This window comes from Vagococcus bubulae, from assembly GCF_003950315.1.
Taxonomy (GTDB): Bacteria; Bacillota; Bacilli; order Lactobacillales; family Vagococcaceae; genus Vagococcus; species Vagococcus bubulae.
This window is the reverse complement of record NZ_NGJT01000016.1, coordinates 1-24,048: the sequence shown is the minus strand read 5'-3', so window position 1 is coordinate 24,048 and position 24,048 is coordinate 1. Positions and strand designations below refer to the sequence as shown.

Sequence of the window (24,048 nt, the reverse complement as noted above, 5' to 3'; positions counted from 1 at the left end):
ATAAAAAGAGAACATCTGTTCTTTTTATTATAATTAAGGAGTAGTAATATGAAAGAAATGAATGGAAAAATGAAAAAAATGATAACCAATGGTAGTCATATTATACAAACAGGAGCTTCGGCATCATTAGCGGAAGGTATGGTTAATGGGATAGACCATATGCCTACAGCTTTTTTGACAGGAGCATTAACTCATATTTGGGATTTATTTTTAAAAACGGGAAATGATTTTTCTGAAAGAAATATGTCTACTAGAGAAAGTGTGAAAGTTGGAGCTCTTTTTACATTAACAGCACAAAAATTAAATGAAAATTTTGAAAGTCAAAAATCATTACGAACAGATAATTTTTTTGAACCTAATCAATTTGAGAGAAGTTCTTTTGAAGAAATAGCTGAAGGAGCTCTAATGGTATGTCAAAGAGAATATGAAGAAAAGAAGATAAAATATATGGCGAATCTAATAGCGAATATTAGTTGTGATGAGACCATATCAAAAGAGATAGCCAGTCAGTTGATCAGGTTATTTGAATCGTTAAGCTATAGGCAGCTATTATTGTTAGGTATGGTTGGCGTGGGTCAAACGTTGCCAGATGATTATCATTACTTACCAAAAAAGAAAGAAGTACTAGATGGATATAATGTGATTTCTATTTATCAAGAATTATTAGATTTATTCCATAAAGGTCTGATTAGAGATATTGATTCAAATATTGTTACAGACAGTACTCAAATAAATTTAAGAAATACTAAAGTTATAGGAATAGGAGTACTACTACATAATTTGACAGAAATAACGAGTGATAATCTTAACGAGAGTGATCATATTGATAGAATGAGAACATTGTTGCAAGTACATAATTATGATATACCTGATGATTTGAGCAATATTAATATTGTACTATCAGAAAATAAGTTAACCGTACGTAATAGAAATGTATGATTTTAGGTATTACAACATTTAGAGATAAAAAATGAAGTATTAATAATTATTATAATATAATTTATTTTCAAAAATCCTGTTATATTATCCTTAATAACAGGTTTTTTGAATCTTATTTTTTTGTGCATGTGGGTAACTAAGTAGTTTCTCTTATAATAATTGAAGTTTCTAATTCTTTTGGTTCAGGTAAACTTGTTCCTTCTAAATTTGCAAGAAGTGTTAATGTTGAAATTTCGCCTATGTCTGTAATTGGTTGATGTATTGTTGTAATTTCAGGATTTGTAAGAGAAGCTAGCGGATGGTCATCGAAGCCAAGAATCGCTAAGTCATCGGGAATTTTAACACTATATTTTCTTGCTTCACTTATTATCCCTGCTGCAACTTCATCTCCATTTGAAAATACAGCGGTAGGTGGATTTTCTAAACCAATGAATTTTTTAATAAAACTTCTCCCACCGTCAACACCTAATATATATTCAAAAAATAAAGAATTATCAAATGGTATATTGGATTCATTTAATGCTTTTAGAAAGCCTTTGAACCTATAATCATGCGTGTTTTTAACATTCCCTGTACAAAATGCGATATTTTTATGTCCACTATCGATTAAGTATTTTGTTCCTTCGTAGCTCGCTTTTTCCTCATCTATAGAAATAACAGGTATATCTTTATTTCCAATATAGCGATTACATAAAACTATTTTCCCTTCTTTAATCAAATTAATGACTTGTGGGGTTGCATTTTCTAGATTGGTAATAATTAACCCATCTAGTTGCTTTTTTGGAATTAATTCAACATATAATTTTTCTAATTTTTGGTTTCCACGAGTTTGTAACACAACTAATGTGTACCCATATTCTAAAGCTGTTTTTTCAATTGCATCGACAAGATAGGCAAAGAAAGGATTAGTAATATAGGAAATGATAACACCTATCATTTTTTTTCTTTTTCCACGAAGCTGCTGAGCTACGTTGTTTGGATAATATTCTAAATCTTCCATAGCACGATATATTTTGTCCTTTGTTTTTTTTGAAACATAGGGATGATTATTTAGAGTTCTAGATACTGTCGTAACTGATACACCAGCTTTTTTTGCAACATCTTCTATATTAGCCATGTTAATCTCCTTTATATAATTATATGAATACTATTATATTATAGAAAACCAATAAATCAACAAAAAAAGTATATGAAAACGATTGACATATGAAAACGATTGACATATACTTTTCTTATAAAGAAAACGTATTCTTTTTCAAAATAATTAGTAGAGGGAGATTGTTTATGAAATTAAAAAAATTAGCTTTATGTACAGTATCTATGTTGACAGTATTTGCACTAGGAGCTTGTTCCAAAGATGATACAAATAAAAAAAGTTCAGGTAAAACTGAAATTAGTATGCTAATAGGAAAAGAAGAGATAGCAAATGAACTTGACGAAGCTATCTCTAAATACAATGACTCACAAGATAAGTACCAAGTAAAAGTAATTCCTTTAGCAGGTCAGAATTCAACGGAAAAAATTACTTCTTTATACGCTTCTAAAAATGCTCCAGTACTCATGAATACGGGTGTTTATACAGAATTAGAACAATGGAAAGACAAATTTTTAGATTTATCAGATATGGAATTAGTAACACATATCGATAAAAAATATTTAGAAGCTGGTACAGTCGATGGGAAAGTTATTGGTATCCCAACAACAATAGAAGCTTTTGGATTTTTATATAATCAAGAAGTATTAGATAAAGCATCAGGAGGAAAATTTAATCCGAGTAGTGTAAAAACTAGACAGGATCTAAAAACATTGATGGCAAATATAGAAAAACAGACAGAGAAATCAGCTGTTGAGATTTCACCAATGGATTGGTCATTAGGAGCTCATTATTCTAATTTATTATTTACAGACCAATCAGAGAATAAGGATCAGAGATACGCTTTTATGGATCAAATGATGAACGGGAAAGAAAATTTAATGAACAATGATGTATATAATAATTGGATTGATACATTTGATCTAATGAAAAAAAATAACATGAGTCAATCTTCACCTCTATCATCAGATTATGATGCTGCAACAATGGCATTAGCGAATGGAGAAATTGGGTTATGGTTTATGGGGAATTGGGCATATCCTCAGCTAAAAGAAGCTAATCCCGAAACCAAGTATGGCATTTTACCAGTACCTATCTCGGATAAAGTAAACGCTTATGGCAATGATCAAATATCGGTCGGAGTACCTCAAACTTGGGCCATTGATGGAGAACAATCAAGTAAAGAAGAGCAAGATGGAGCGAAAGATTTTATAAATTGGTTATATGAAACGGAAGAAGGCCAAGAATACTACGTTAATAAAATGGGATTTATACCTATAAATGACAATGCTAAAGTTGAACCAAACGATGAATTGTCTAAACAGATTTTAAATTATGTAAAAGAAGACAAAACGTTAGAATGGATGAATGCTCAATATCCACCAACTGCATTCCCTGCGATGGGAGCTTCTTTACAAAAGTACCTATCTGGAGAAATAGATAGAAAAGAATTAGCGCAAGAGCTAGAAGACTATTGGAAAACAAGTGCTAAATAAGCACTTGTTTTCCAATAATAATTAGGAGGTAAATCTCATGAATACACGCTCAAAATTTTCAGTCAAAGGGAAAATGTTTCTATTATTCGCAGCTATTCCTATATTTGTATTTTTAACTGTTATTATTGTACCGTTTCTATTAGGTATATATATGACATTGACTAAATCAACAGGTACTAATATTTCAACTGAGTTTATAGGATTCAAAAACTATACGGATGCGTTTAAAGATCCTATATTTTGGGACTCTTTAAAACTTACATTTCAGTATACTTTTTGGTCGTTAATTTTAACTAATGTTATAGCGTTTTGTTTAGCGCTAATTGTGACCAGTGGATTTAAAGGCCAAAACTTTTTCAGGATGGGTTTTTTTACACCTAATCTTATTGGCGGTGTTATTTTAGGTTTCATCTGGCAATTCATTTTTGCGAGAATTCTTATTTATATAGGTCAAGGGACAGGAATAGAATTGTTATCTAATTCTTGGTTATCAGACCCTAAAATGGCATTGTGGGCATTAGTTATAGTGGGTGTTTGGCAAAATTCAGGATACATGATGCTATTGTATATCGCTGGATTATCAGGTATTCCAAACTCATTAGTTGAAGCTGCATCATTGGATGGTGCAAATAATTGGCAAATTTTAAAAAATATAAAATTACCTATGATGATTCCTTCTTTTACTATTAGTATATTTTTGACTCTTCAAAAAAGTTTTATGGTATACGATACGAATCTATCATTAACTAAAGGTGGTCCGTATAGGTCAACAGAAATGATATCAATGCATGTTTACAATGACGCATTTCTATATCAAAACTATGGAACAGGTCAAGCTAAAGCAGTTATTTTATTTCTAATAGTTGCTTCTATAGCAGTAACTCAGGTAGTAGTGATGAAAAGAATGGAGGTAGAGGCATAGTGAAATTACAGAAAAATTTAAATAAGATTATTACTTTTACATTTTGTATATTATTATTTGTCTTATATATTTTTCCGTTCTTGCTAATAATGATTAACTCATTTAAAACAAAAATGGAAGTATTAGAAAATCCAATGTCTTTACCTAAAATTTTTTCATTGGATAATTTTGTTGAAGCTTATAATACAATGAATTATGGTAATGCTCTAATTAATTCACTGATTATCACAACTATTTCTGTAGTAGTAATAATTCTATTTTCTTCAATGTTAGCTTACTACTTGGTCCGTTTTGATTCTAAGTTTAATAAATTCATATTTATGTTGATGGTTGCATCAATGATTATTCCTTTTCAGTCTTTGATGATTCCATTTGTAACAATTTTTGGGAATTTAGGATTGTTAAATAGTAGAGGAATGCTAATTTATTTTTACTTGGGGTTTGGTTTAAGTATGGCGACATTCATGTTTCATGGATTTATAAAAACTATTCCTGTTGAGCTTGAAGAAGCAGCTATTATTGATGGAGCTAATAGGTTACAAGTGTTTTTTAAAGTAGTTTTTCCAATTCTAAAACCTATCACAGCAACAATTGCGATATTGGATGTTTTATGGGTGTGGAATGATTTTTTACTTCCTTCTTTAGTATTAGTTAATGATAATGTAAGAACATTGCCTTTATCAACATTCTATTTTTTTGGAAAATATACGTCTAATTATAGCGTAGCAATGGCAGCTTTAGTTTTAGTTTTATTACCAATATTAATTTTTTATTTTATTATGCAAAAGAAAATCATTGCTGGTGTAGTTGATGGAGCAATCAAATAAATTAGTGTCATGAAAGTGAGTTTAATCCATATGGAAAAGAAAAAAGATTGGTGGAAAGAATCAGTAGTATATCAAATTTACCCTAAGAGTTTTCAGGACAGTGATGGAGACGGTATAGGAGATATAAAGGGAATAACTAATCGATTAGAGTATTTAAATGAATTAGGTATAAATGTTATATGGATATGTCCTATATATAAATCTCCTATGGATGATGGAGGCTATGACATATCAGATTATTATCAAGTTGATGATATGTTCGGTAATAATGAAGACTTGGATGAATTAATTAATAAAGCAAAAATGTACGATATAGAAATTTTGATGGACTTGGTAGTAAATCATACATCTGATGAACACGAATGGTTTGAGAAGGCTCTTGCAGATCCAAAAAGTAAGTATAGAAATTATTATGTTTTTAAAAAAGGAAAAGATGGTGGTCCTCCTAATAATTGGCGATCATATTTTGGTGGGAGTGCTTGGGAAAAAGTCGATGGTGAAGAAAATATGTACTATCTTCACGCTTTTTCAAAAAAACAGCCTGATTTAAATTGGGAAAATGAAGAACTACGAGAAGAAATCTACAAAATGATAAATTATTGGTTGGATAAAGGACTAGCCGGTTTTAGAATTGATGCTATTTTAAATATAAAAAAAAGATTTGAGTATGGTTTTTTTGAACCAGATGGTGAGGATGATTTAGTATTTATAGGTAAATGGATTTTAAATCAGCCTGGAATAGAAGTGTGGTTAAATGAAATGAATGAGAAAACATTTTTACCTCATAATAGTATGACTGTTGCAGAAGCTGACGTCCCAGAAAATAGATTAAAAGAGTATATTGGAGATAATGGGTATTTTTCAATGGTGTTTGATTTTAGTTATACTGATATCGATGTCCCAGAAACTGGTGAGTGGTATAAACAGCGTAATTGGACATGGGAAGAGATGAAAGAAAATATATATCAAAGTCAATATATAACACAAAATAACGGATGGGGAGCATTATATCTAGAGAATCATGATCAACCTAGATCAATTAATAAGTATATTCCTAAAGAACATATAAATGATTATAGTAAAAAAATGCTTGCAACATTATTTATGATGCTAAGAGGAACGCCGTTTATTTATCAAGGGCAAGAACTTGGGATGACAAATATAGCTATAAAAAATATTGATATTTACGATGACATTGCAACAAAAGACCAATATAAACGTGCAGTTCTTTCAGGTATGAGTGAAGAAGAAGCATTAGAGCATATGAACAATAGAAGTAGAGATAATTCTAGGACCCCAATTCAATGGGATAGATCAAAAAATGCTGGTTTTTCAAAATCAGATAATACTTGGTTACCAGTAAATGAAAATTATAAATTAATTAATGCTCAGTCTCAAAGAGAAGATGAACATTCAGTTTTATCGTATTATAAGAAACTAGTCGCTTTACGTACTAAAAGTATCTTTAAAGATATTGTTATATATGGGGAATTTGGAGAATTTAATATACCTGAGAGTTCGATTATTGCTTATGAAAGAAAGTTAGGTCATAACAAGATTCTAGTATTGATTAATTACGAAAGTACAAAAAAATCAATTAATTTAGGTAACGAATTTACAAATATTATTTTAAGTAATTATGAGGATAGTGTGATAAATGAGGATGGACATTGCACGTTAAGGCCTTTTGAGAGTATAGTAATAACTAATATAGGAGATAAGATTGATGAAAATAAAAAATGAAGTTATGTTAATAACATATGCTGATAGTTTGGGACATAATCTAGAAGACTTGACCTATTTATTAGATCAATATTTTTCAGAAGTAGTTGGAGGTATTCACTTACTGCCATTCTTTCCGTCAACTGGAGATAGAGGATTTGCACCTACTAATTACGATGAAGTAGACAGTAATTTTGGCAATTGGAGTGAAATTGAAGAATTATCTCAAAAATATTATTTAATGTTTGATTTTATGATCAATCATATCTCTAAAGAATCTGTTTATTTTCAAGATTTTATAATGAAACATCGTAATTCTCAATACAAAGACATGTTTATTCAAATTTCAGAGTTTTTCCCAGATAATAGACCTAATCAAGCGGATATAGACTTGATTTATAAAAGAAAAGATAAGGCACCTTTTCAAAAAATCACTTTTGCTGATGGTGAAACAACAGAAGTATGGAATACGTTTAGTGAAGAACAGATAGATTTAGATGTTACAAAGACAGTTACTCTAGATTTTATAAAAAATACGATAAAAAATTTAGCTTTACATGGATGCTCTATACTAAGGTTGGATGCGTTTGCTTATGCTATAAAAAAATTAGATACAAATGATTTTTTTGTAGAGCCTGAAATATGGGGGTTATTGGAAATTATTAGAAATGAAGCTAAGAAATATGATATGGAACTATTACCAGAGATACACGAACACTATAGCATTCAGATGAAAATAGCAGATCATGACTATTACATATATGATTTTGCGTTACCTATGATTGTATTGTATTCATTATATAGTGGTAATAGCATAAGATTAAAAGAATGGTTAGATATTAGCCCCATGAAACAATTCACCACACTGGATACTCATGATGGTATAGGTGTTGTTGATGCAAAAGATTTATTAACAGATGAAGAGTTAAAATACACTTCTGAAGAATTATATAAGGTAGGAGCTAATGTAAAAAAAATATACTCATCTGCTCACTATAATAACTTGGACATCTATCAAATAAATAGTACTTATTATAGTGCACTTGGAAATGATGACAGCAGTTATCTACTTGCGCGAGCTATTCAGTGTTTTGCACCTGGAATTCCTCAAGTATATTATGTTGGTATGTTAGCAGGGGAAAATGATATTAAGCTATTAGAAGAAACAAAAGAAGGCAGAAACATAAATAGACATTATTACACAAAGGATGAGGTTGAAACAGAGGTAGAGCGTCCAGTTGTAAAACAATTATTCTCTATATTTAAGTTTAGGAATCAGTCCAAAGCATTTGATTTAGAAGGAGCTATATCGGTAGAAACACTAACTGATAATGAGATAAAAATAACAAGAACAAATAAGGAAATGACAGATACAGCGATACTTGAAGCAAATTTAGATACTAAAGAATTTTGTATATATGATAATGGGAAAAAATACTTGTCTAATCCATAGAAGGTAGTGGTATTTGTGTTTGATGTTAACAAAGCTAATAGTTATATTGATAGTAATAAGAAAAGAGTAAAAAAAATATATAGACAACATATACATTTGCAACCTCCAATAGGATGGATGAATGATCCGAACGGTTTTATTTTTTTTAATAATGAATTCCATGTTTTTTATCAGTACTATCCATATGATAGTAAGTGGGGACCTATGCATTGGGGACATGCTGTAAGTGTTGATGGCATGTTTTGGAAAAATTTGCCAGTAGCATTGGCACCTGATTCTGAATATGATAATCTTGGCTGTTTTTCTGGAAGCTCTATCATAAAAGAGAATAAAATGTATTTATTCTATACTGGAGGAATGGAAGAAGATGGAGTTAAAAAGCAGCAACAATGTTTGTCTACATCTATCGATTTTATTCATTACGATAAGTATATAGAGAACCCCATAGTTAGTGCGGATGTCGACAATGGTATTTCGGAAACTGATTTTCGAGATCCTAAAGTGATATATAGGCATGGATTATATTATATGTTTGTTGTAACAAAAGAGAATAATAGGGGGAAACTCGTATTATATACATCAGATGACTTAAAAGTGTGGGAATTTAAATCTGTTGTATTAACATTAGACAGTACATATGGGGAAATGATAGAATGTCCAGATATTATAGAATTTGAATCTTCCGATGTTCTAATTTTATCAACTATAAATATGGCTAAAAAAGATTATAAATTTTCAAATAAGTGTTCTTCTTTATATTTTGTTGGAAAGATGGATTGGAACAAAGGACAGTTTAGTTACCATTATTTTGATGAGATAGATGCGGGATTGGATTTTTATGCACCACAAGTGACAACCAACGATAAAGGAGAAGTTTTAATGATTGCTTGGATGCAAATGTGGGATAGAAGTATACCTACGCACGAATTAAATCATGGTTGGGCAGGCTGTATGACAGTTCTTAGAAAATTATCCATTGAAGGAAATAAGTTACTTCAGTTGCCTTATATTTTTGAGAAAAATAATGTTTTTTCTGTTGAAAACATAGAAGAATATTCATTTGTAGTAGATAGAAAATCATATATATTACATATTGATTATGAACAATTGGCAGATTTCGAAGTAAAATTATATAATGGAAATGAACAAATAGTATTTACAAAGAATCAGTCAAACTACAATATAGATAGAAGCGCGTTGAAAGTTAAAATTGATGGATTAGAAGAACATTTTACGAATTCTAGAAAATGGAAAGATGATAATAGTATTAAATGCAGTAATGTTGATATTATTTTTGATAATAGTAGCTTAGAAGTGTTTATAGGTAAGGGAGAAAAAACAATGTCCATGAGATTTTTTTCAGAATCTCCTCTTGATAAACTTTGTATAAAATCTAGTACTAGTGATAAAAAGATTAAAAAAATTAGGTGTAACAATTTGTAATGAATGAATTATTGATTTAAATTTTTGTGTTAGATCATTTAATAAGAAATTTTATTGATTAAAACTAAGCAACAATTTGTCATATTTAAACTAAGTGGGAGAAGAATTTCTTTCACTTTTTTTATAGTTAGATTTTAAAAATAGAAAAACATAGTAATTAGCTAAAAAGGGAGTGAAGAGATGAGCTTATATTTGGAAATGCCAGAATGGAATAATATATTACCGTTTAGAGCCTTTGAAAATGAAGGAGAAGTCGTAGTTGAACCGCATTGGCATAAAGAAATAGAAATGATTTATGTAACAAAGGGTCTGGTTAATATTGGATATGACAATCAATTATTTCAGGTACAAGAAGGAGAAGTATTTATTTTTGGCAGTGGTGAATCTCATTATTTTTTAGCTTCACCAGGCAGTACTAGGATTGTTTATCAATTTGATTTAGCAGTTTTTCAAACAACTAGTGTCAATCAATTTAATCAAAAAAAAATAACCTCACTCTTTGAACAAGCAGAAAATTTTAGTCGTTTTTGGGGCAAAGAATTAGAAGAAGAGATGCGATTTATTTTAGAAAAACTTTTTGAAGAAGTTCAACAAAAAGAAATTGGTTACGAGTATGCTATTATGCGATTTTTATATCAATTATTAATGTTGTACTATCGAGATATTCCTCAAAAAAGTAAGACCTTAAAAGAAGGGAATTTTGTTGAATCAACGCATCAAAAGCAAACATTAGAAAGATTGAATGATGTTTTTATCTATATAGAAAATCATTTTCAGGATGTTATTACCTTAGATGATATAGCTAATTATATTGGATTTAGTCCATACTATTTTTCACGGTTTTTCAAAAAAAATACTGGACAAAACTTCAGTCAATTTCTAACAGAATACCGCTTAAATCAAGCTAAATATATTCTGTCTCATGAAAATATTCCAATGATTGAAGTAGCAGAACGTTCAGGATTTAATAGTGTTAAAACTTTTCACCATGTTTTTAAAGAGCATATGGGTATTTCCCCATTAAAATACCATAAGACAATATATGGGAATAATTGACCAAAATAACAGGAAGAAAACCTTATCATTTTTTTGTATGATGAATCTATCAACAAGAAAACGATGGAGGTTTTTTTATGACATTAAAAGTAGGGATTATTGGATGTGGTGGTATTGCTAATGGAAAACATATGCCAGCATTAAGCAAAGTAGAAGAAGTTGAAATGGTCGCATTTTGTGATGTGATTGTGGAACGCGCTGAAAAAGCAAAAGAAGAGTATGGAACGGCAGAATCAACAGTTTATCAAAATTATCAGGATCTATTGGCTGATAAAAGTATTGATGTAGTACATGTTTGTACACCAAATAATTCTCATGCTGAGATTTCAATCGCTGCAATGAAAGCGGATAAACACGTGATGTGTGAAAAACCAATGGCTAAAACAAGTCAGGAAGCAAGAGCGATGTTAGAAGCTGCGAAAGAAACAGGAAAGAAATTGACAATAGGGTATCAAAATCGTTTCACAACAGCAGCTAACTATTTACATCAAGTATGTGAAGAAGGAGAGTTGGGAGATATCTATTATGGTAAAGCACATGCGATTCGTCGTCGTGCAGTTCCGACTTGGGGAGTATTCCTTGATGAAGAAGCACAAGGCGGAGGACCATTGATTGATATTGGGACACATGCGCTAGATCTAACATTGTGGATGATGAACAATTATAAACCGAAATATGTTGTGGGAAATACCTATCATAAATTGTCACCAACAAAAAATGCTGCCAATGCATGGGGACCTTGGGATCCAAAAAAATTTACAGTAGAAGACTCAGCATTTGGTTTTATTACGATGGAGGATGGCGCAACGATTGCTTTAGAATCAAGTTGGGCATTAAATAGTCGTCAAATCGGAGAAGCCAAAACAAGTTTATCGGGCACAAAAGGTGGCGCGGATATGTTTGATGGGTTAACAATTAATGGTGAAGATCATGGTTTACTGTATGAAAAACACATTGAACTAGAAACAGGTGGTGTTGATTTTTATGATGGTGAAGGAAATGATCCAGCGTTTTTAGAAGCACAGTCTTGGATACAAGCAATTATAAATGACACAGAACCAGTTGTTTTACCAGAACAAGCGTTAGTTGTTACAGAGATTTTAGAAGCGATTTATCAGTCATCACAAACTGGCGAGCCAGTATATCTTAATAAGTAGGTGGAAAAATGATTCACGTAACAGTATGGAATGAATACAGACATGAGAAGACAGATAAAGTTGTACAAGAGGTTTACCCAAAAGGTATCCATGAACAATTAGCTTCTTTTTTAAAAGAAGAGTTTGACGTTAAAACAGCGACACTTGATGAGCCAGAACACGGTTTAACAGAAGATGTACTGAACAACACAGATGTATTGGTTTGGTGGGGACATATTGCTCATAATGAAGTGAGTGATGAGATTGTTCAACGTGTGCATCAACGTGTCTTACAAGGTATGGGATTGATTGTACTCCATTCAGGGCATATGTCTAAAATTTTTATGTCGTTAATGGGAACGTCATGTGATTTAAAATGGCGTGAAGCAGATGAAACGTGTCGAATTTGGAACGTAAACCCGAGCCATCCAATCGTAGAAGGGGTTGGCGAGTACATTGAGTTAGAAAAAGAAGAAATGTATGGTGAACACTTCGATATCCCGGCTCCCGATGAATTGATTTTTGTGAATTGGTATAAAGGTGGCGAAGTATTTAGAGGTGGCTGTACGTTTAGACGTGGAAACGGAAAAATTTTCTATTTCCAACCTGGGCATGAAACGTATCCATCATATTACAACGAACAAGTTCAACTAGTGATTAAAAATGCAGTGAAGTGGTGTAATCCAATTGATAGCACCTATCCAACATATGGACATCATGTACCATTAGAAACGTTATAATACAAGGAGGAAACAAACATGAAACTAGGCGTTTTTACCCCATTATTTAATAATTTATCTTTTGATCAAATGATTGAAAAAGTAGCAGAGCAAGGCTTACAAATGGTTGAAATCGGAACAGGTGGGTCTCCAGGAAGTGCTCACTGTGATGTGGATGCGTTACTTGCCAGTAGTGATAACCGAAAAGAATACCAAGCAAAATTAAATGATAAAGGATTAGAAATTAGTGCCTTTAGTGCACATCATAATCCTATTTCACCAAAACCAGCAGAAGCAAAAGAAGCAGACGATCTATTAAGAAAAACAATTAAGTTGGCATCTCTAATGAATGTGCCAGTGGTAAATGGATTCTCTGGTGTTGGTGGAGGAAATGCAACAGATACCTCTGTGAACTGGCCTGTTTTACCATGGCCAACAGATTACACAGATATCTACCATTATCAGTGGGAGAATAAATTAATCCCTTATTGGAAAGATATTAACAACGAGTGTCAAGCAGCTGGTGTAAAAATCGGGATTGAACTTCATGGTGGGTTTTTAGCTCATACACCATACACTATGTTGAAATTACGCGATGCAGCTGGGGAAAACATTGGGTGCAATTTGGATCCGTCTCATCTATGGTGGCAAGGAATTGAACCAGTTGGTGCGATTAAAATTTTAGGAAAAGAAAATGCGATTCATCATTTCCATGCAAAAGATACTTACCTAGATCAAGACAATATGAATATGTATGGTGTGACAGATATGCAGCCTTATACAAACGTTCAATCAAGAGCATGGACATTTAGATCAGTAGGATGTGGTCATAGTTTACAAGATTGGTCAGACATAGTTAGCGCGTTGCGTTTATATGGTTACGATTATGTGCTAAGTATCGAGCATGAAGACCCATTGATGTCAATTGATGAAGGGTTCTCACGTGCAGTGACGAATCTTAAGTCAATCATGATTCATGATAAACCAACTGACATGTGGTGGGCATAGGAGGTCGTCAAATGCTTAATATAGGAATTATTGGTTACGGTGGTATGGGAAGCTATCACCACCGTGAATTAATAAAAAAAGAAGATGGTGTGCAAGTTGTAGGGGCGTATGATATAAAGAAGGAACGTTTGGACGCAGCAAAGAATGCAGGGCTAACAATTTATGAATCATTAAGTGATTTGCTATCAGATAAGACAATTGACGCAGTATTAATTGCGACACCTAATGATGTGCATAAAGAGCTGGCTATTCAAGCGATGACGAGTGGAAAACATGTGATTTGTGAAAAGCCAGCCATGATGTCAACCGAAGAATTAGATGATGTGATTCTGGTATCAAACGAAACGGGCCAAGTGTTTATGGTGCATCAGAATAGACGTTGGGACAATGACTTTTTAATCATTCAAGACATGTATCAAAAGAAACCGATTGGAGAGTTATTTCAAATTGAGTCACGTGTTCATGGTGCGAATGGTATTCCAGGAGATTGGCGTCATTTAGAAAAACACGGTGGGGGCATGTTGCTTGATTGGGGTGTTCACTTACTGGATCAACTTCTTTTTATGGTAGATAGTCCAGTAAAAGAGGTGTCCGCTGACTTAAGCTATGTCTTGGGTGACGAAGTGGATGATGGTTTTATTGCATACATCACGTTTGAGAATGGAGTAAAAGCATTAGTTGAAGTTGGCACAACCAATTTTGTCAAATTACCACGCTGGTATGTCAAAGGACTTGAAGGGACAGCTGTTATTGATGATTGGGATTTGTCTGGTAGGATAGTTAAACAAACAGGGGAAATTGATCATCATAATTTAGTACCGATTAAAGCGGGACAAGGATTAACTAAAACAATGTCTCCTCCTTCAGAAGATGCGACCACCACGTTACCAATTGTCGAGGCAGCAGCAGAGTATGATGGATTTTATAAAAATTTCTATGATGTAGTGGTTAATCACGCGACACCAATAGTAAAAAATGAAGAAGTAAGAAACGTATTAGCGCTGATTGAGAATATATTTGAAGTATCGAAGTAAAAAATAAATTAACCGCATTTATTTATGGTACGGAGAACTCTATTTAACCCTAAACCGCATTCACTTATGGTACGGAGAACCGTATCATAAATGATGTGGTTCAGACTGTAGACAAAATATTGATAAATTGCGGTTCTTTGTCAACTACTGTTGGTAATAGTTCAAACGTTAGAATTTAGGATCTAGAAAGCTTTTTAGTTTTCTAGATCTTTTTTGGTGATTTCCTCCTTAGTTTGTTGTTTTGCAATCTCATTCTAGCGGATATCGCATATTTTTGTGTATAAAAAACTGCTTGTAACTTTCATTACTAACAGTATAAATTATAGAATTACTGAGTCGTGTGGATGGATTGAATTCTATTGATATGGTTTTTATGGATTTTTGTCGAGTTATTAAAAAACTCACGAAATAAAACATTTGTAAAAGGTTACCAAAAATAGTATATTCTATATAGTATATACTATATAGAGAAGGGGAAACAAAAATGTTAGAGGATTTGAGTTCGTTTGAGTTGAATTTATTATTGGAGAAAAAAATACAGACAGAAAGAAAATCTTTAAACGCTGGTCGAGGCAATCCTAATTGGACAGCACCTATTCCAAGAGAAGCTTTCATATTACTGACCCAATTTGCTTTAATGGAAACAACAGATATGAACCATTTTTTGATACGTGGAATGCTGGAATATGACTCAACTAGATATAAAAGATTTCAAATGTTTTTGGAAAAAAACTCAGGTAGAGGATCCCTTTTTTTACAACAAGTTTTAACAGATGGCGTAGTTTATTTTGGTATGAATCAACAAGAGTGGTTAGATAAAATGTTAGACTATAGCATAGGTGATAATTATCCTAATCCAGTTCGTTGTTTAGACGCTTGTGAAGCTCCAATAAAGAATTATTTGAGATATGAATTGTTTTCTGGTGTTGACACGGCATTTGATATATTTGCGGTAGAAGGAGGTACAGCAGGAATTTGTTACTTATTTGATACTTTAGTTAACAATTTCATTTTAAATAAGGGAGATAAAATTGCTTTATTAGTTCCTAGTTTTGCCCCGTATTTAGAAATTCCTGAATTACCACAGTATGATTTTGACGTATTAAAAATTAATGCGGAACAATCTATTTGTGATGGAAATCTAAGCTATCAATACCCGACTCATGAAATTGATAAACTAAAAGATAAAGATGTCAAAGCGGTATTTATAGTTAATCCTAGTAATCCTACAGCTAATTCCATGAGTCAATCAACCATTCGTCAAATAAAAGAGATTGTAGAAAAAGATAATCCAAATTTAATGATTCTAACTGATGATGTTTATGGTACATTTGTATCAGATTTTAATTCATTATTCGTAGAATTACCATATAATTCAGCTTGTATTTATTCATATTCAAAATATTTTGGTGCGACAGGTTGGCGTGTGGGGACGGTCGCTGTGGCACAAGAGAATATATTTGATAAATTAATTAGTGAGTTACCATCTGAGCAACAACGACAATTAAAATTAAGATATCAATCACTCAATCAAAAAGGTGACAGTATTCGCTTTATCGATCGCATGGTAGCTGATAGTCGAGATATTGCTTTGAATCATGCCGCGGGATTATCTTCTGTTCAACAAGTCATGATGACTCTATTTAGTTTATACTCTTTATTAGATACTAAAGATGATTATAAAACATCTGTAATGAATTTATGTCATGAAAGAGAAGAACGATTGTTTCATTCTTTAGGTATCAAGGAAGAGGTAGAATCTTTAAATACAGCATATTATTTTGAGTTTAATTTTATCGATTGGATAGAATCGCGATATGGTCTAGCGTTTTCGAAGTATTTACAATCTGAATGGACAATCACAAAAGTATTAACAAGATTAGCTGAAAAAGAAAAGTTGTTGTTACTAAAAACAGATGACTTTGGTAGTGATGAATGGTCTATTAGAATTTCACTGGCCAACTTGGAAACGGAGTCATATGAAGAAGTTGGTAAGCGAATTATACGTTTGTCAGAAGAAATAAAAAAAGAATGGGAAAAAAATAAAAAAGTAGGGATTTGATTTTTGTGAAAGAGAAAAAAAATACGGAGACAGTATATGTGAGTGTTGCACAAGAAATAGAGAGACGAATTAAAGAAGGTATCTATGTAAGCTCTCAAAAATTACCATCTGAGTATGATTTATCAACAGAATTTGAATGTAGTAGATTAACGATTCGAAAAGCGATAGATTTGTTGATTAAAAAGAATATTATCGTAAAAAAACGTGGTAAAGGTAGTTATGTCATGTCACAACAAAAAATCCAAAGCGGCCGTGATGGGTTGCAAGGATTTACTGAAGCCGCAAAAGCGTATGGAAAAACGAGTGATACTAAAGTTATTTCTTTTGAAAAAATTAAACAGTTAGATGATAAAATAATGACCCAATTAGAGTTAAGTGAATCTGATACAGTGTATGAATTAGTAAGATGTAGAAGCTTAGATAATGAACCAATGACGATTGAAAAAATTTATTTAAGTGAAAAATATGTAGATGGGTTGTCAAAAGAAGACTTTAATCAATCGTTGTTTAAATTGATTGAATCGAAAGTAGAAATTGCCTATTCTCATCAAGAAATAGAAGCGATTTTAGTCAATGAAGAGATGGCCGAGTTGTTAAATGTTCCTGTGGGAGATCCTTTACTTTTAGTAAATTCAATAACATTTGCCATTAACGCGACTCCGATATTATACGATATTTCGTACTATCGAGCTGATAGATACACTTTTAAAAATACTTTAGTAAGAGGAAATAATGAAGGAGAAGACCGATGACAGTTAATATAAAAAACTTAATAGAGAAAAACAAAGAAGAATTTTATAAAGATTTAGATAAAGTGATGCAAATTGAGAGTGTAAAGGGAGACTCTTTGGACAATGCCCCTTTTGGAATAGGTCCAAAACAAGCGTTGGAAGAAGTAATGAAGATAGCTTCAGATTATGGCTTTAAAACACATATTGTTAATGATGCTGTAGGTTACGCTCAATTTGGAGAAGGCGATGATTATATTGGTATAGTGGGACATTTAGATGTTGTTCCAGCAGGTGACGGATGGTCATTTCCACCATTTAAATTGAGTAAAAAAGATGAAAGATTATACGGAAGAGGAATCTTAGATAATAAGGGACCGATTATGTCATGTTTATTTGGACTGAAACTATTGAAAGAGATGGGGATTAAGCCAATCAAACCCGTTAGAATAATTTTTGGAACGGATGAAGAAAGTGGCAGTTCAGATTTACCTTTGTATTTAGCAGAAGAAAGAGCCCCTATCTTTGCATTTACACCAGATTGTAAATACCCAGTTGTTTATGGAGAAAGAGGAATTGTAAATTATACTATTTCGACGCATTTTGATTCAAACGTATTACAAGATTTAATCATAAAAGGTGATCAGTCTAGCGCGCATGTACCAGATGAATTAACAGCAACGTTTCATGAAGAGTCATATCAAGTCCTAGGTAAACGTTCGCCATCAAATGCGCCAGAATTAGGTGAAAATGCTATTACTACACTAGCTAAAAAACTATCTAAAAACAAAGAAATACCAAATCAGTTGAGTCATTATTTCTCATGGGTAGAAGAGAGTTTTTCAGAGAAACATTATGGTGAAGGGATTGGTTTAGATTTTGAGGATGAAGATAGTGGAAAATTAATTTTAACACCCTACGAGTTGACAGTTAAGCATAATACGATTCAACTAAGCATCGCTATTCGGTATCCAGTTTCAACAAAAGAAGAAGAAGTAACAGAACAATTACACAAAGTTGTGCCTAAAGATAGTGAAATTAAAATTATTCGACAATTAAAGAGTACAAGTTTCCCAAAAGATAATAGTCATGTAAAAAAATTAAGTAGAGTCTATGAACAAATAACAGGTTTAGATGGTGCTCCAGTGACAACAACTGGTGCAACATATGCACGTTTTTTCCCTAACACTGTTGCGTTTGGGCCTTCATTTCCAGGTCAAAAAGGGATAGCTCATAATAGTGATGAATATATGGATGAAAAAGATTTATTATTGAATATGGAAATATATATGGAAGCAATTTTAGCTTTAGTCTGTGATTAAAAATAACATTATAATCAGTATAGACATTATGGTATATACTAGTGTATAATGAAAGCGTTATAACAATATAAAGAGGTGATTAAATGAATTTTGGTAGTATTGCGACATGGCGAATGTCTCACGACGGCATTGAGTCTTCTTTAGAGTTACTAAGAAATGAAGGAACATCTAATGACGCAGTTGAGATGATTATTAAACATGTCGAGGACTATCCTTATTACAAGTCCGTTGGTTATGGAGGGTTACCAAACATAGAGGGTATTTTAGAAATGGATGCTGCGTTTATGGATGGAGATACGTTTCAAATTGGTGCTGTGGCAGGTATTACAGATGTTTGTCATCCGATTTCTGTTGCGAGAAAGTTAAGTCATGAAAAATTTAATAGCTTTTTAGTTGGTCAAGGTGCAACAAAGTATGCCATGACAAATGGATTCGAAAGAAAAAACATGCTGACCGAACGGGCGAGAAGGCTATGGGAAAAACGCTTAGATGACATGGCAAAACACTCGCTTAGTCCCTATGATGGGCATGATACGATTGGGGCAATCAGTCTCGACAAAACAGGGAGTATGAGTGCTGGTACATCTAGCTCTGGACTTTTTATGAAAAAACCAGGACGTGTCGGAGATTCTCCATTGTCTGGTTCAGGATTTTATGTGGACAGTGATATTGGTGGAGCTGCCGCAACAGGACTGGGTGAAGACCTAATGAAAGGAATCCTCTCTTACGAAATTGTTCGAAAAATGGGGGAAGGTATGTCCCCACAAGAAGCGTGTGATGAAGCAGTATATTCTTTTCACGATAAATTAACTCAAAAATACGGCAAATGTGGAGCGATGTCTTTAGTTGCAATGAATAATAAAGGCGATTGGGGAGTTGCTACTAATGTTGAGTTTACTTTTTCGGTTGGGAATGCACAAAATAAAGCAGCTATCTACATAGCAAATATGGGTGATAATCATACAACAGTTATCGAGCCTATTACCCAAGAATGGCTAGATGCATATGAAAAAAGAATTAAAGCACCAATAGACTAAATAAAGAATGGAGAATAAAAAATGAGTACAAAGAAAATATATTTATTTTGTGATGCAGGAATGTCTACTAGTATTATGGTTAATAAAATGATGGAAGTAGTTAAGAAACATAATTTACCTTTAGATATTACAGCATATCCAGTTGCAAGGATTAAAGAAATTGTTGAAAAAGAAAGACCAATTGCAGTTCTTCTAGGACCACAAGTCCGTTTTTTACTTAATAAAACAAAAGAAGAATATGAACCACAAGGGATTCCAGTTATGGTAATTGATCCAGAAATATATGGAGCGATGGACGGAGAAAAAGCTTTAAAAGAAGCGTTGAAATTAGCAAAAAATAATAAAAATAAGTAGGTGAGAGGGATGAAAAAGTTTTTAGATAGTTTAGAGAGAGTATTGTCACCAATGGCAAAAAAAATTGGTGAAAACAAATATTTAATTGCTATACGTGATGGGTTTCTTTTATCCACACCTGTATTAATTGTCGGCTCATTTTTCTTGCTTATCGCTAATTTTCCACTGAATCAATGGGATTCGTGGATGAGTGCCATTCTTGGTAAAGAATGGGCGAGTCATATGATGGTACCTGCTAGTGCTAGTTTTGATGTTATGACAATTTTAGCAGTAGCGGGGATTGCATATAGTTTAGCTAGACAGTTTGATGAAGATGCGATGCAAGCGGCAATTATCTCGTTGGTAGCATTTTTTATAGTAACACCTTATACCACATTTTTTACCCCTGAAAATACAGAGACTGTTTATGAAGTCACTAGTTTACCACTAAAATGGATGGGATCAAGTGGTTTATTCTTAGGAATGATTACAGCATTAGTTGCAACTAGGTTATTTGTTTGGGTTGTAAGAAAAGGTTGGAAAATTAAAATGCCAGATAGTGTACCACCAACCGTGTCTAAATCATTTGAAGCATTGATACCGAGCTTTGTGATTATTTTTGTGTTTTTTATCATTGATTGGTTAGCAACGTTAACATCTTATGGAAGTTTACAAGATATCATTTTTAATTTATTACAAATACCATTATTATCTTTAGGAAATACTCTGGGAGCAATGATAGTTGCTTATCTTTTCTTACATTTCTTTTGGTTCTTTGGAATAAATGGTAGTAGCGTAGTTGGAGCTGTTTTTAATCCAGTGTTAAGAGCATTATCAATGGAAAATTTAGAAGCTTATAAGGCACATACGGAAATTCCAAATATTATTACAGGACAATTTCAAGATATGTTTGCGACATTTGGTGGAGCCGGATCCACATTATCTTTAGTTATTGTAATGGTTTTATTTTGTAAGAGTCAACGTATCAAAAAATTATCACAATTATCAATAGTTCCAAGTTTCTTTGGTATTAATGAACCAATTATCTTTGGTTTACCTATTGTATTAAATCCTATTATTTTGGTTCCATTTGTGTTAGTTCCAACAATTAATATAATTATTGCTTACTTTGCGATGAGTTGGGGATTAGTTCCTTTTACTAATGGAATTCAATTGCCTTGGACAACACCAATAGTTTTTTCAGGTTTCTTAGTAAGTGGATGGCAAGGAGCAGTATTACAAGTCTTACTATTGTTACTAGGTATGGTCATTTATTATCCATTTGTTAAAATGATGGACCGCCAATACCTTGAGGAAGAAAAAAATTATGCGGAAGAATTAGAAGATGACATTAACTTTGAAGATTTTGATTTTGATGCTCTGTAAATTATAAGAGAAGGATGGGATATTTTGGGAGAAACAAAAGAAGAATTATTAACAACAATTATGAGTTTAATTGTTCAATCAGGTAATGCAAAAAGTGATGCAATGGAAGCAATACAAGAAGCCAAACAAAAACATTTTGATGAAGCTAGACAAAAAATTGAATCGGCAGAAAAACATATTGTAGATGCTCATGGAGCACAAACAGCTTTATTAACACAAGAGGCTTCAGGAGATAATGTGGAAGTGACATTATTACTTGTTCATGCACAAGATCATTTAATGACAAGTATATCATTTATTGATTTAGCAAAAGAAATAATTGATCTTTATAGTGTTTGCTACGCAGATCCTAAGTAATTGGAGGTAGAGGATGGTTAAAAGACTAATAAGTGCTAATGCAAGTGATATTGAAGCATTTAGTAAAGAAGATTTAATTCAAAGCATCAAAGCAAGTGAAGGTCGAGTTATTTTAAGTGAAAATGTAGTTGTAGAAGAGCCTTTGATTAAGGATATTACCACTAGTGAAATTGCAAGATCTTATGGAGCAGATATGATTTTATTGAACTGTTTTGATTTGTTGTCTCCAGAAATTAAAGGGTTGTATCAAAATGTAGAAAATCATCAACCATCAGATATAATCCACGATTTAAAGAAACTGATTGGTTTACCAATCGGTGTTAATATCGAACCTGTAGATCCTTCCGCAGAGATGTTTTCTAATAAATTAAATATTTCTTTGGGGAGACAGGCTTCTAAAGATACTTTTGAATTAGCGAATCAATTAGGTTTCGATTTTATATTGTTAACAGGCAATCCGGGAACAGGTGTAACAAACGAGTTAATTGCACAAAATATTAGACTGGCAAAAAAATACTTTAATGGTGTTATAATTGCTGGTAAAATGCATAGTGCCGGGGTAGACGAGCCTGTAGTAAGTAAGGATTCTACACAAGCGTTTATTGATGCAGGAGCGGATATTATTCTTGTTCCAGCCGTGGGAACAGTTTGGGGAATTACAGAAGAAATGGTCAAAGAAGCAGTTGATACGGCTCATAATAATAATCGTTTAGTGATGAGTGCTATTGGTACCTCCCAAGAGAGCGCTAATCCGCAAACTATCAGAGAAATCGGTTTGAGAAATAAAATATTAGGTATTGATATCCAACATATTGGAGATGCTAATATGGGATTAGTCGGGATAAAAAATATTAAAGAATTATCTGATGCAATTCGAGGAGAACGTCATACCGTTTCCCGTTTTGCTAGATCAATAAATCGATAAATAATTAAATCGTTTTATAAACAATCCTTCACTTAATTTATTGTACAAATTAAGTGAAGGGTTTTAACATTACTACCAAAATATTTACTCAAATAGCATGTCGAAAAACACTCTATAATTAGTATGGGAAATACTGATTATAGATTGTTTCTTATGGATTTAATCTAACGTCATATTATACTCACAAATAAAATCTTTTCCTGGACTTAGTGAATTAATCCCCTTTTTTCGATAAATTATCATCAATCTCTTCAATATCATCATACCAATCATGGATTAATACAAACAAAAGGAGTGTTATCTAGAGAAGTTTCCCAAATGCCTTAAAAAGGCGTATATTTCATATGAAATACATATTTTTTGGTCTTGTTGCTTCGAAGTGAATACGGCAGTATTTTTACCAGGAGTTTCAAAAATAAGAACGCAATCAGAGAATAAGTCATCAGAAAGACTTAATTTATTTATAGTTACTTTTTTGATTATTTTATATTAAGAAGGATATCCTGTGATGACAGGGATGAATGTTTTCTTTGTTTTAGGATGAAATTCAATAAAATAATCCTCTTTATTCACCTCATTATTAATTGTAATATTGAATCCAGGGTGATTCCCAAGACAAAAAATACCTTATTTTGGTGTCTTTATTTTGAACATTGTACTTGATAGTTCTGTCATTATTTTTTAAATTAACGCCAATTGTAAAATTAGGCTAGACAACTAAAAAATATTTTTAATACACTCAAATAGTAATGGCTTTATAAGTAATATTACAATAGATGTTTATCAGAAATGTTTTACATTCAGACAATTGAAAAACTTTATCTCCGACCTTTTTTGTTCTTTTTTAGTGTATAATAAAAAATAGATTTATTAAAAAATATATAACTATATTAATAATAAAAGACACATGAGGTTATCCAAAAGATAGCGTAAAATATTTTGTGTAAATAGAAATTTTAGGTAGATAAAAAGAAAGTCCATTCTGTAAAATTAAAGTTACCACAACCGAAATTTTATAGGAGGACTTTCTCATGACTAATTTTACTACAG

At 32.2% G+C, this 24,048-nt stretch carries 21 protein-coding genes; 20 read left to right on the top strand and 1 reads right to left on the bottom strand.

Going from position 1 to position 24,048, the window contains the following annotated elements; translation table 11 throughout:
* Positions 1-48 precede the first annotated feature (48 nt).
* Positions 49-939 carry a hypothetical protein gene (locus tag CBF36_RS08685; RefSeq protein WP_125958063.1) on the top strand — a complete coding sequence of 297 codons (891 nt, stop codon included), beginning with the start codon at positions 49-51 and terminating at the stop codon, positions 937-939.
* 136 nt (positions 940-1,075) lie between these two features.
* Here CBF36_RS08685 and CBF36_RS08680 read toward each other — a convergent pair whose 3' ends face one another.
* Positions 1,076-2,056, bottom strand: a complete 981-nt coding sequence (locus tag CBF36_RS08680) for a LacI family DNA-binding transcriptional regulator (RefSeq protein ID WP_243638004.1) — start codon at positions 2,054-2,056, stop codon at positions 1,076-1,078.
* A 167-nt stretch (positions 2,057-2,223) separates the two neighbouring features.
* Between CBF36_RS08680 and CBF36_RS08675 the strand changes: the two genes are divergently transcribed.
* The 19 genes from CBF36_RS08675 to CBF36_RS08585 all read left to right on the top strand — a co-directional run bounded on the left by CBF36_RS08675 (position 2,224) and on the right by CBF36_RS08585 (position 22,998).
* Entirely contained in the window at positions 2,224-3,528 is a 1,305-nt protein-coding gene (locus CBF36_RS08675) for an ABC transporter substrate-binding protein (protein WP_165865440.1), read from the top strand.
* 37 nt (positions 3,529-3,565) lie between these two features.
* On the top strand, positions 3,566-4,450 hold the full coding sequence (locus CBF36_RS08670) for a carbohydrate ABC transporter permease (protein ID WP_125958060.1): 885 nt from the start codon (positions 3,566-3,568) through the stop codon (positions 4,448-4,450).
* Positions 4,450-5,277 (top strand): carbohydrate ABC transporter permease, encoded by an 828-nt coding sequence (locus CBF36_RS08665; protein WP_243638003.1) that lies wholly within the window; start codon positions 4,450-4,452, stop codon positions 5,275-5,277. Before CBF36_RS08670 ends, CBF36_RS08665 begins: the two co-directional genes overlap by 1 nt.
* Positions 5,278-5,307: 30 nt before the next feature.
* Entirely contained in the window at positions 5,308-7,020 is a 1,713-nt protein-coding gene (locus tag CBF36_RS08660; RefSeq protein ID WP_243638002.1) for an alpha-glucosidase, read from the top strand.
* Positions 7,004-8,452, top strand: a complete 1,449-nt coding sequence (gtfA, locus tag CBF36_RS08655; protein ID WP_125958059.1) for a sucrose phosphorylase — start codon at positions 7,004-7,006, stop codon at positions 8,450-8,452. The genes CBF36_RS08660 and gtfA overlap by 17 nt, the downstream gene beginning before the upstream one ends.
* A 15-nt stretch (positions 8,453-8,467) precedes the next feature.
* Complete coding sequence (locus CBF36_RS08650) at positions 8,468-9,895, top strand: glycoside hydrolase family 32 protein (protein WP_125958058.1); 1,428 nt, start codon at positions 8,468-8,470, stop codon at positions 9,893-9,895.
* Between the two features lie 180 nt (positions 9,896-10,075).
* Positions 10,076-10,951, top strand: a complete 876-nt coding sequence (locus CBF36_RS08645) for an AraC family transcriptional regulator (protein WP_125958057.1) — start codon at positions 10,076-10,078, stop codon at positions 10,949-10,951.
* A gap of 77 nt (positions 10,952-11,028) precedes the next feature.
* Positions 11,029-12,108: a Gfo/Idh/MocA family protein gene (locus CBF36_RS08640; protein ID WP_125958056.1), complete on the top strand. Its 1,080-nt coding sequence runs from the start codon at positions 11,029-11,031 to the stop codon at positions 12,106-12,108.
* Between the two features lie 8 nt (positions 12,109-12,116).
* Positions 12,117-12,827 carry a ThuA domain-containing protein gene (locus tag CBF36_RS08635; RefSeq protein WP_125958055.1) on the top strand — a complete coding sequence of 237 codons (711 nt, stop codon included), beginning with the start codon at positions 12,117-12,119 and terminating at the stop codon, positions 12,825-12,827.
* Positions 12,828-12,845: 18 nt separating this feature from the next.
* The gene (locus CBF36_RS08630) at positions 12,846-13,814 is read left to right on the top strand and encodes a sugar phosphate isomerase/epimerase family protein (protein WP_125958054.1); all 969 of its coding nucleotides are present in this window, start codon (positions 12,846-12,848) and stop codon (positions 13,812-13,814) included.
* A gap of 11 nt (positions 13,815-13,825) precedes the next feature.
* Positions 13,826-14,848, top strand: coding sequence for a Gfo/Idh/MocA family protein (locus tag CBF36_RS08625; RefSeq protein ID WP_125958053.1), 1,023 nt, complete (start codon positions 13,826-13,828; stop codon positions 14,846-14,848).
* A gap of 484 nt (positions 14,849-15,332) precedes the next feature.
* Positions 15,333-16,910: an aspartate 4-decarboxylase gene (aspD, locus tag CBF36_RS08620; RefSeq protein ID WP_125958052.1), complete on the top strand. Its 1,578-nt coding sequence runs from the start codon at positions 15,333-15,335 to the stop codon at positions 16,908-16,910.
* A gap of 5 nt (positions 16,911-16,915) precedes the next feature.
* Entirely contained in the window at positions 16,916-17,662 is a 747-nt protein-coding gene (locus tag CBF36_RS08615) for a GntR family transcriptional regulator, LSA1692 subfamily (protein WP_125958051.1), read from the top strand.
* Entirely contained in the window at positions 17,659-18,960 is a 1,302-nt protein-coding gene (locus CBF36_RS08610; RefSeq protein WP_125958050.1) for a Sapep family Mn(2+)-dependent dipeptidase, read from the top strand. Before CBF36_RS08615 ends, CBF36_RS08610 begins: the two co-directional genes overlap by 4 nt.
* Before the next feature lie 83 nt (positions 18,961-19,043).
* A complete protein-coding gene (locus CBF36_RS08605) occupies positions 19,044-19,997 on the top strand; it encodes a glycosylasparaginase (RefSeq protein ID WP_125958049.1) in 954 nt (317 codons plus the stop codon).
* Positions 19,998-20,018: 21 nt separating this feature from the next.
* On the top strand, positions 20,019-20,351 hold the full coding sequence (locus tag CBF36_RS08600) for a PTS sugar transporter subunit IIB (RefSeq protein WP_125958048.1): 333 nt from the start codon (positions 20,019-20,021) through the stop codon (positions 20,349-20,351).
* Positions 20,352-20,360: 9 nt separating this feature from the next.
* Positions 20,361-21,716 carry a PTS cellobiose transporter subunit IIC gene (gene celB, locus CBF36_RS08595; RefSeq protein WP_125958047.1) on the top strand — a complete coding sequence of 452 codons (1,356 nt, stop codon included), beginning with the start codon at positions 20,361-20,363 and terminating at the stop codon, positions 21,714-21,716.
* Positions 21,717-21,776: 60 nt separating this feature from the next.
* Positions 21,777-22,073: a PTS sugar transporter subunit IIA gene (locus CBF36_RS08590; RefSeq protein ID WP_125958094.1), complete on the top strand. Its 297-nt coding sequence runs from the start codon at positions 21,777-21,779 to the stop codon at positions 22,071-22,073.
* Between the two features lie 13 nt (positions 22,074-22,086).
* A complete protein-coding gene (locus CBF36_RS08585) occupies positions 22,087-22,998 on the top strand; it encodes a DUF7916 family protein (protein ID WP_125958046.1) in 912 nt (303 codons plus the stop codon).
* The last annotated feature ends 1,050 nt before the right edge of the window (positions 22,999-24,048 follow it).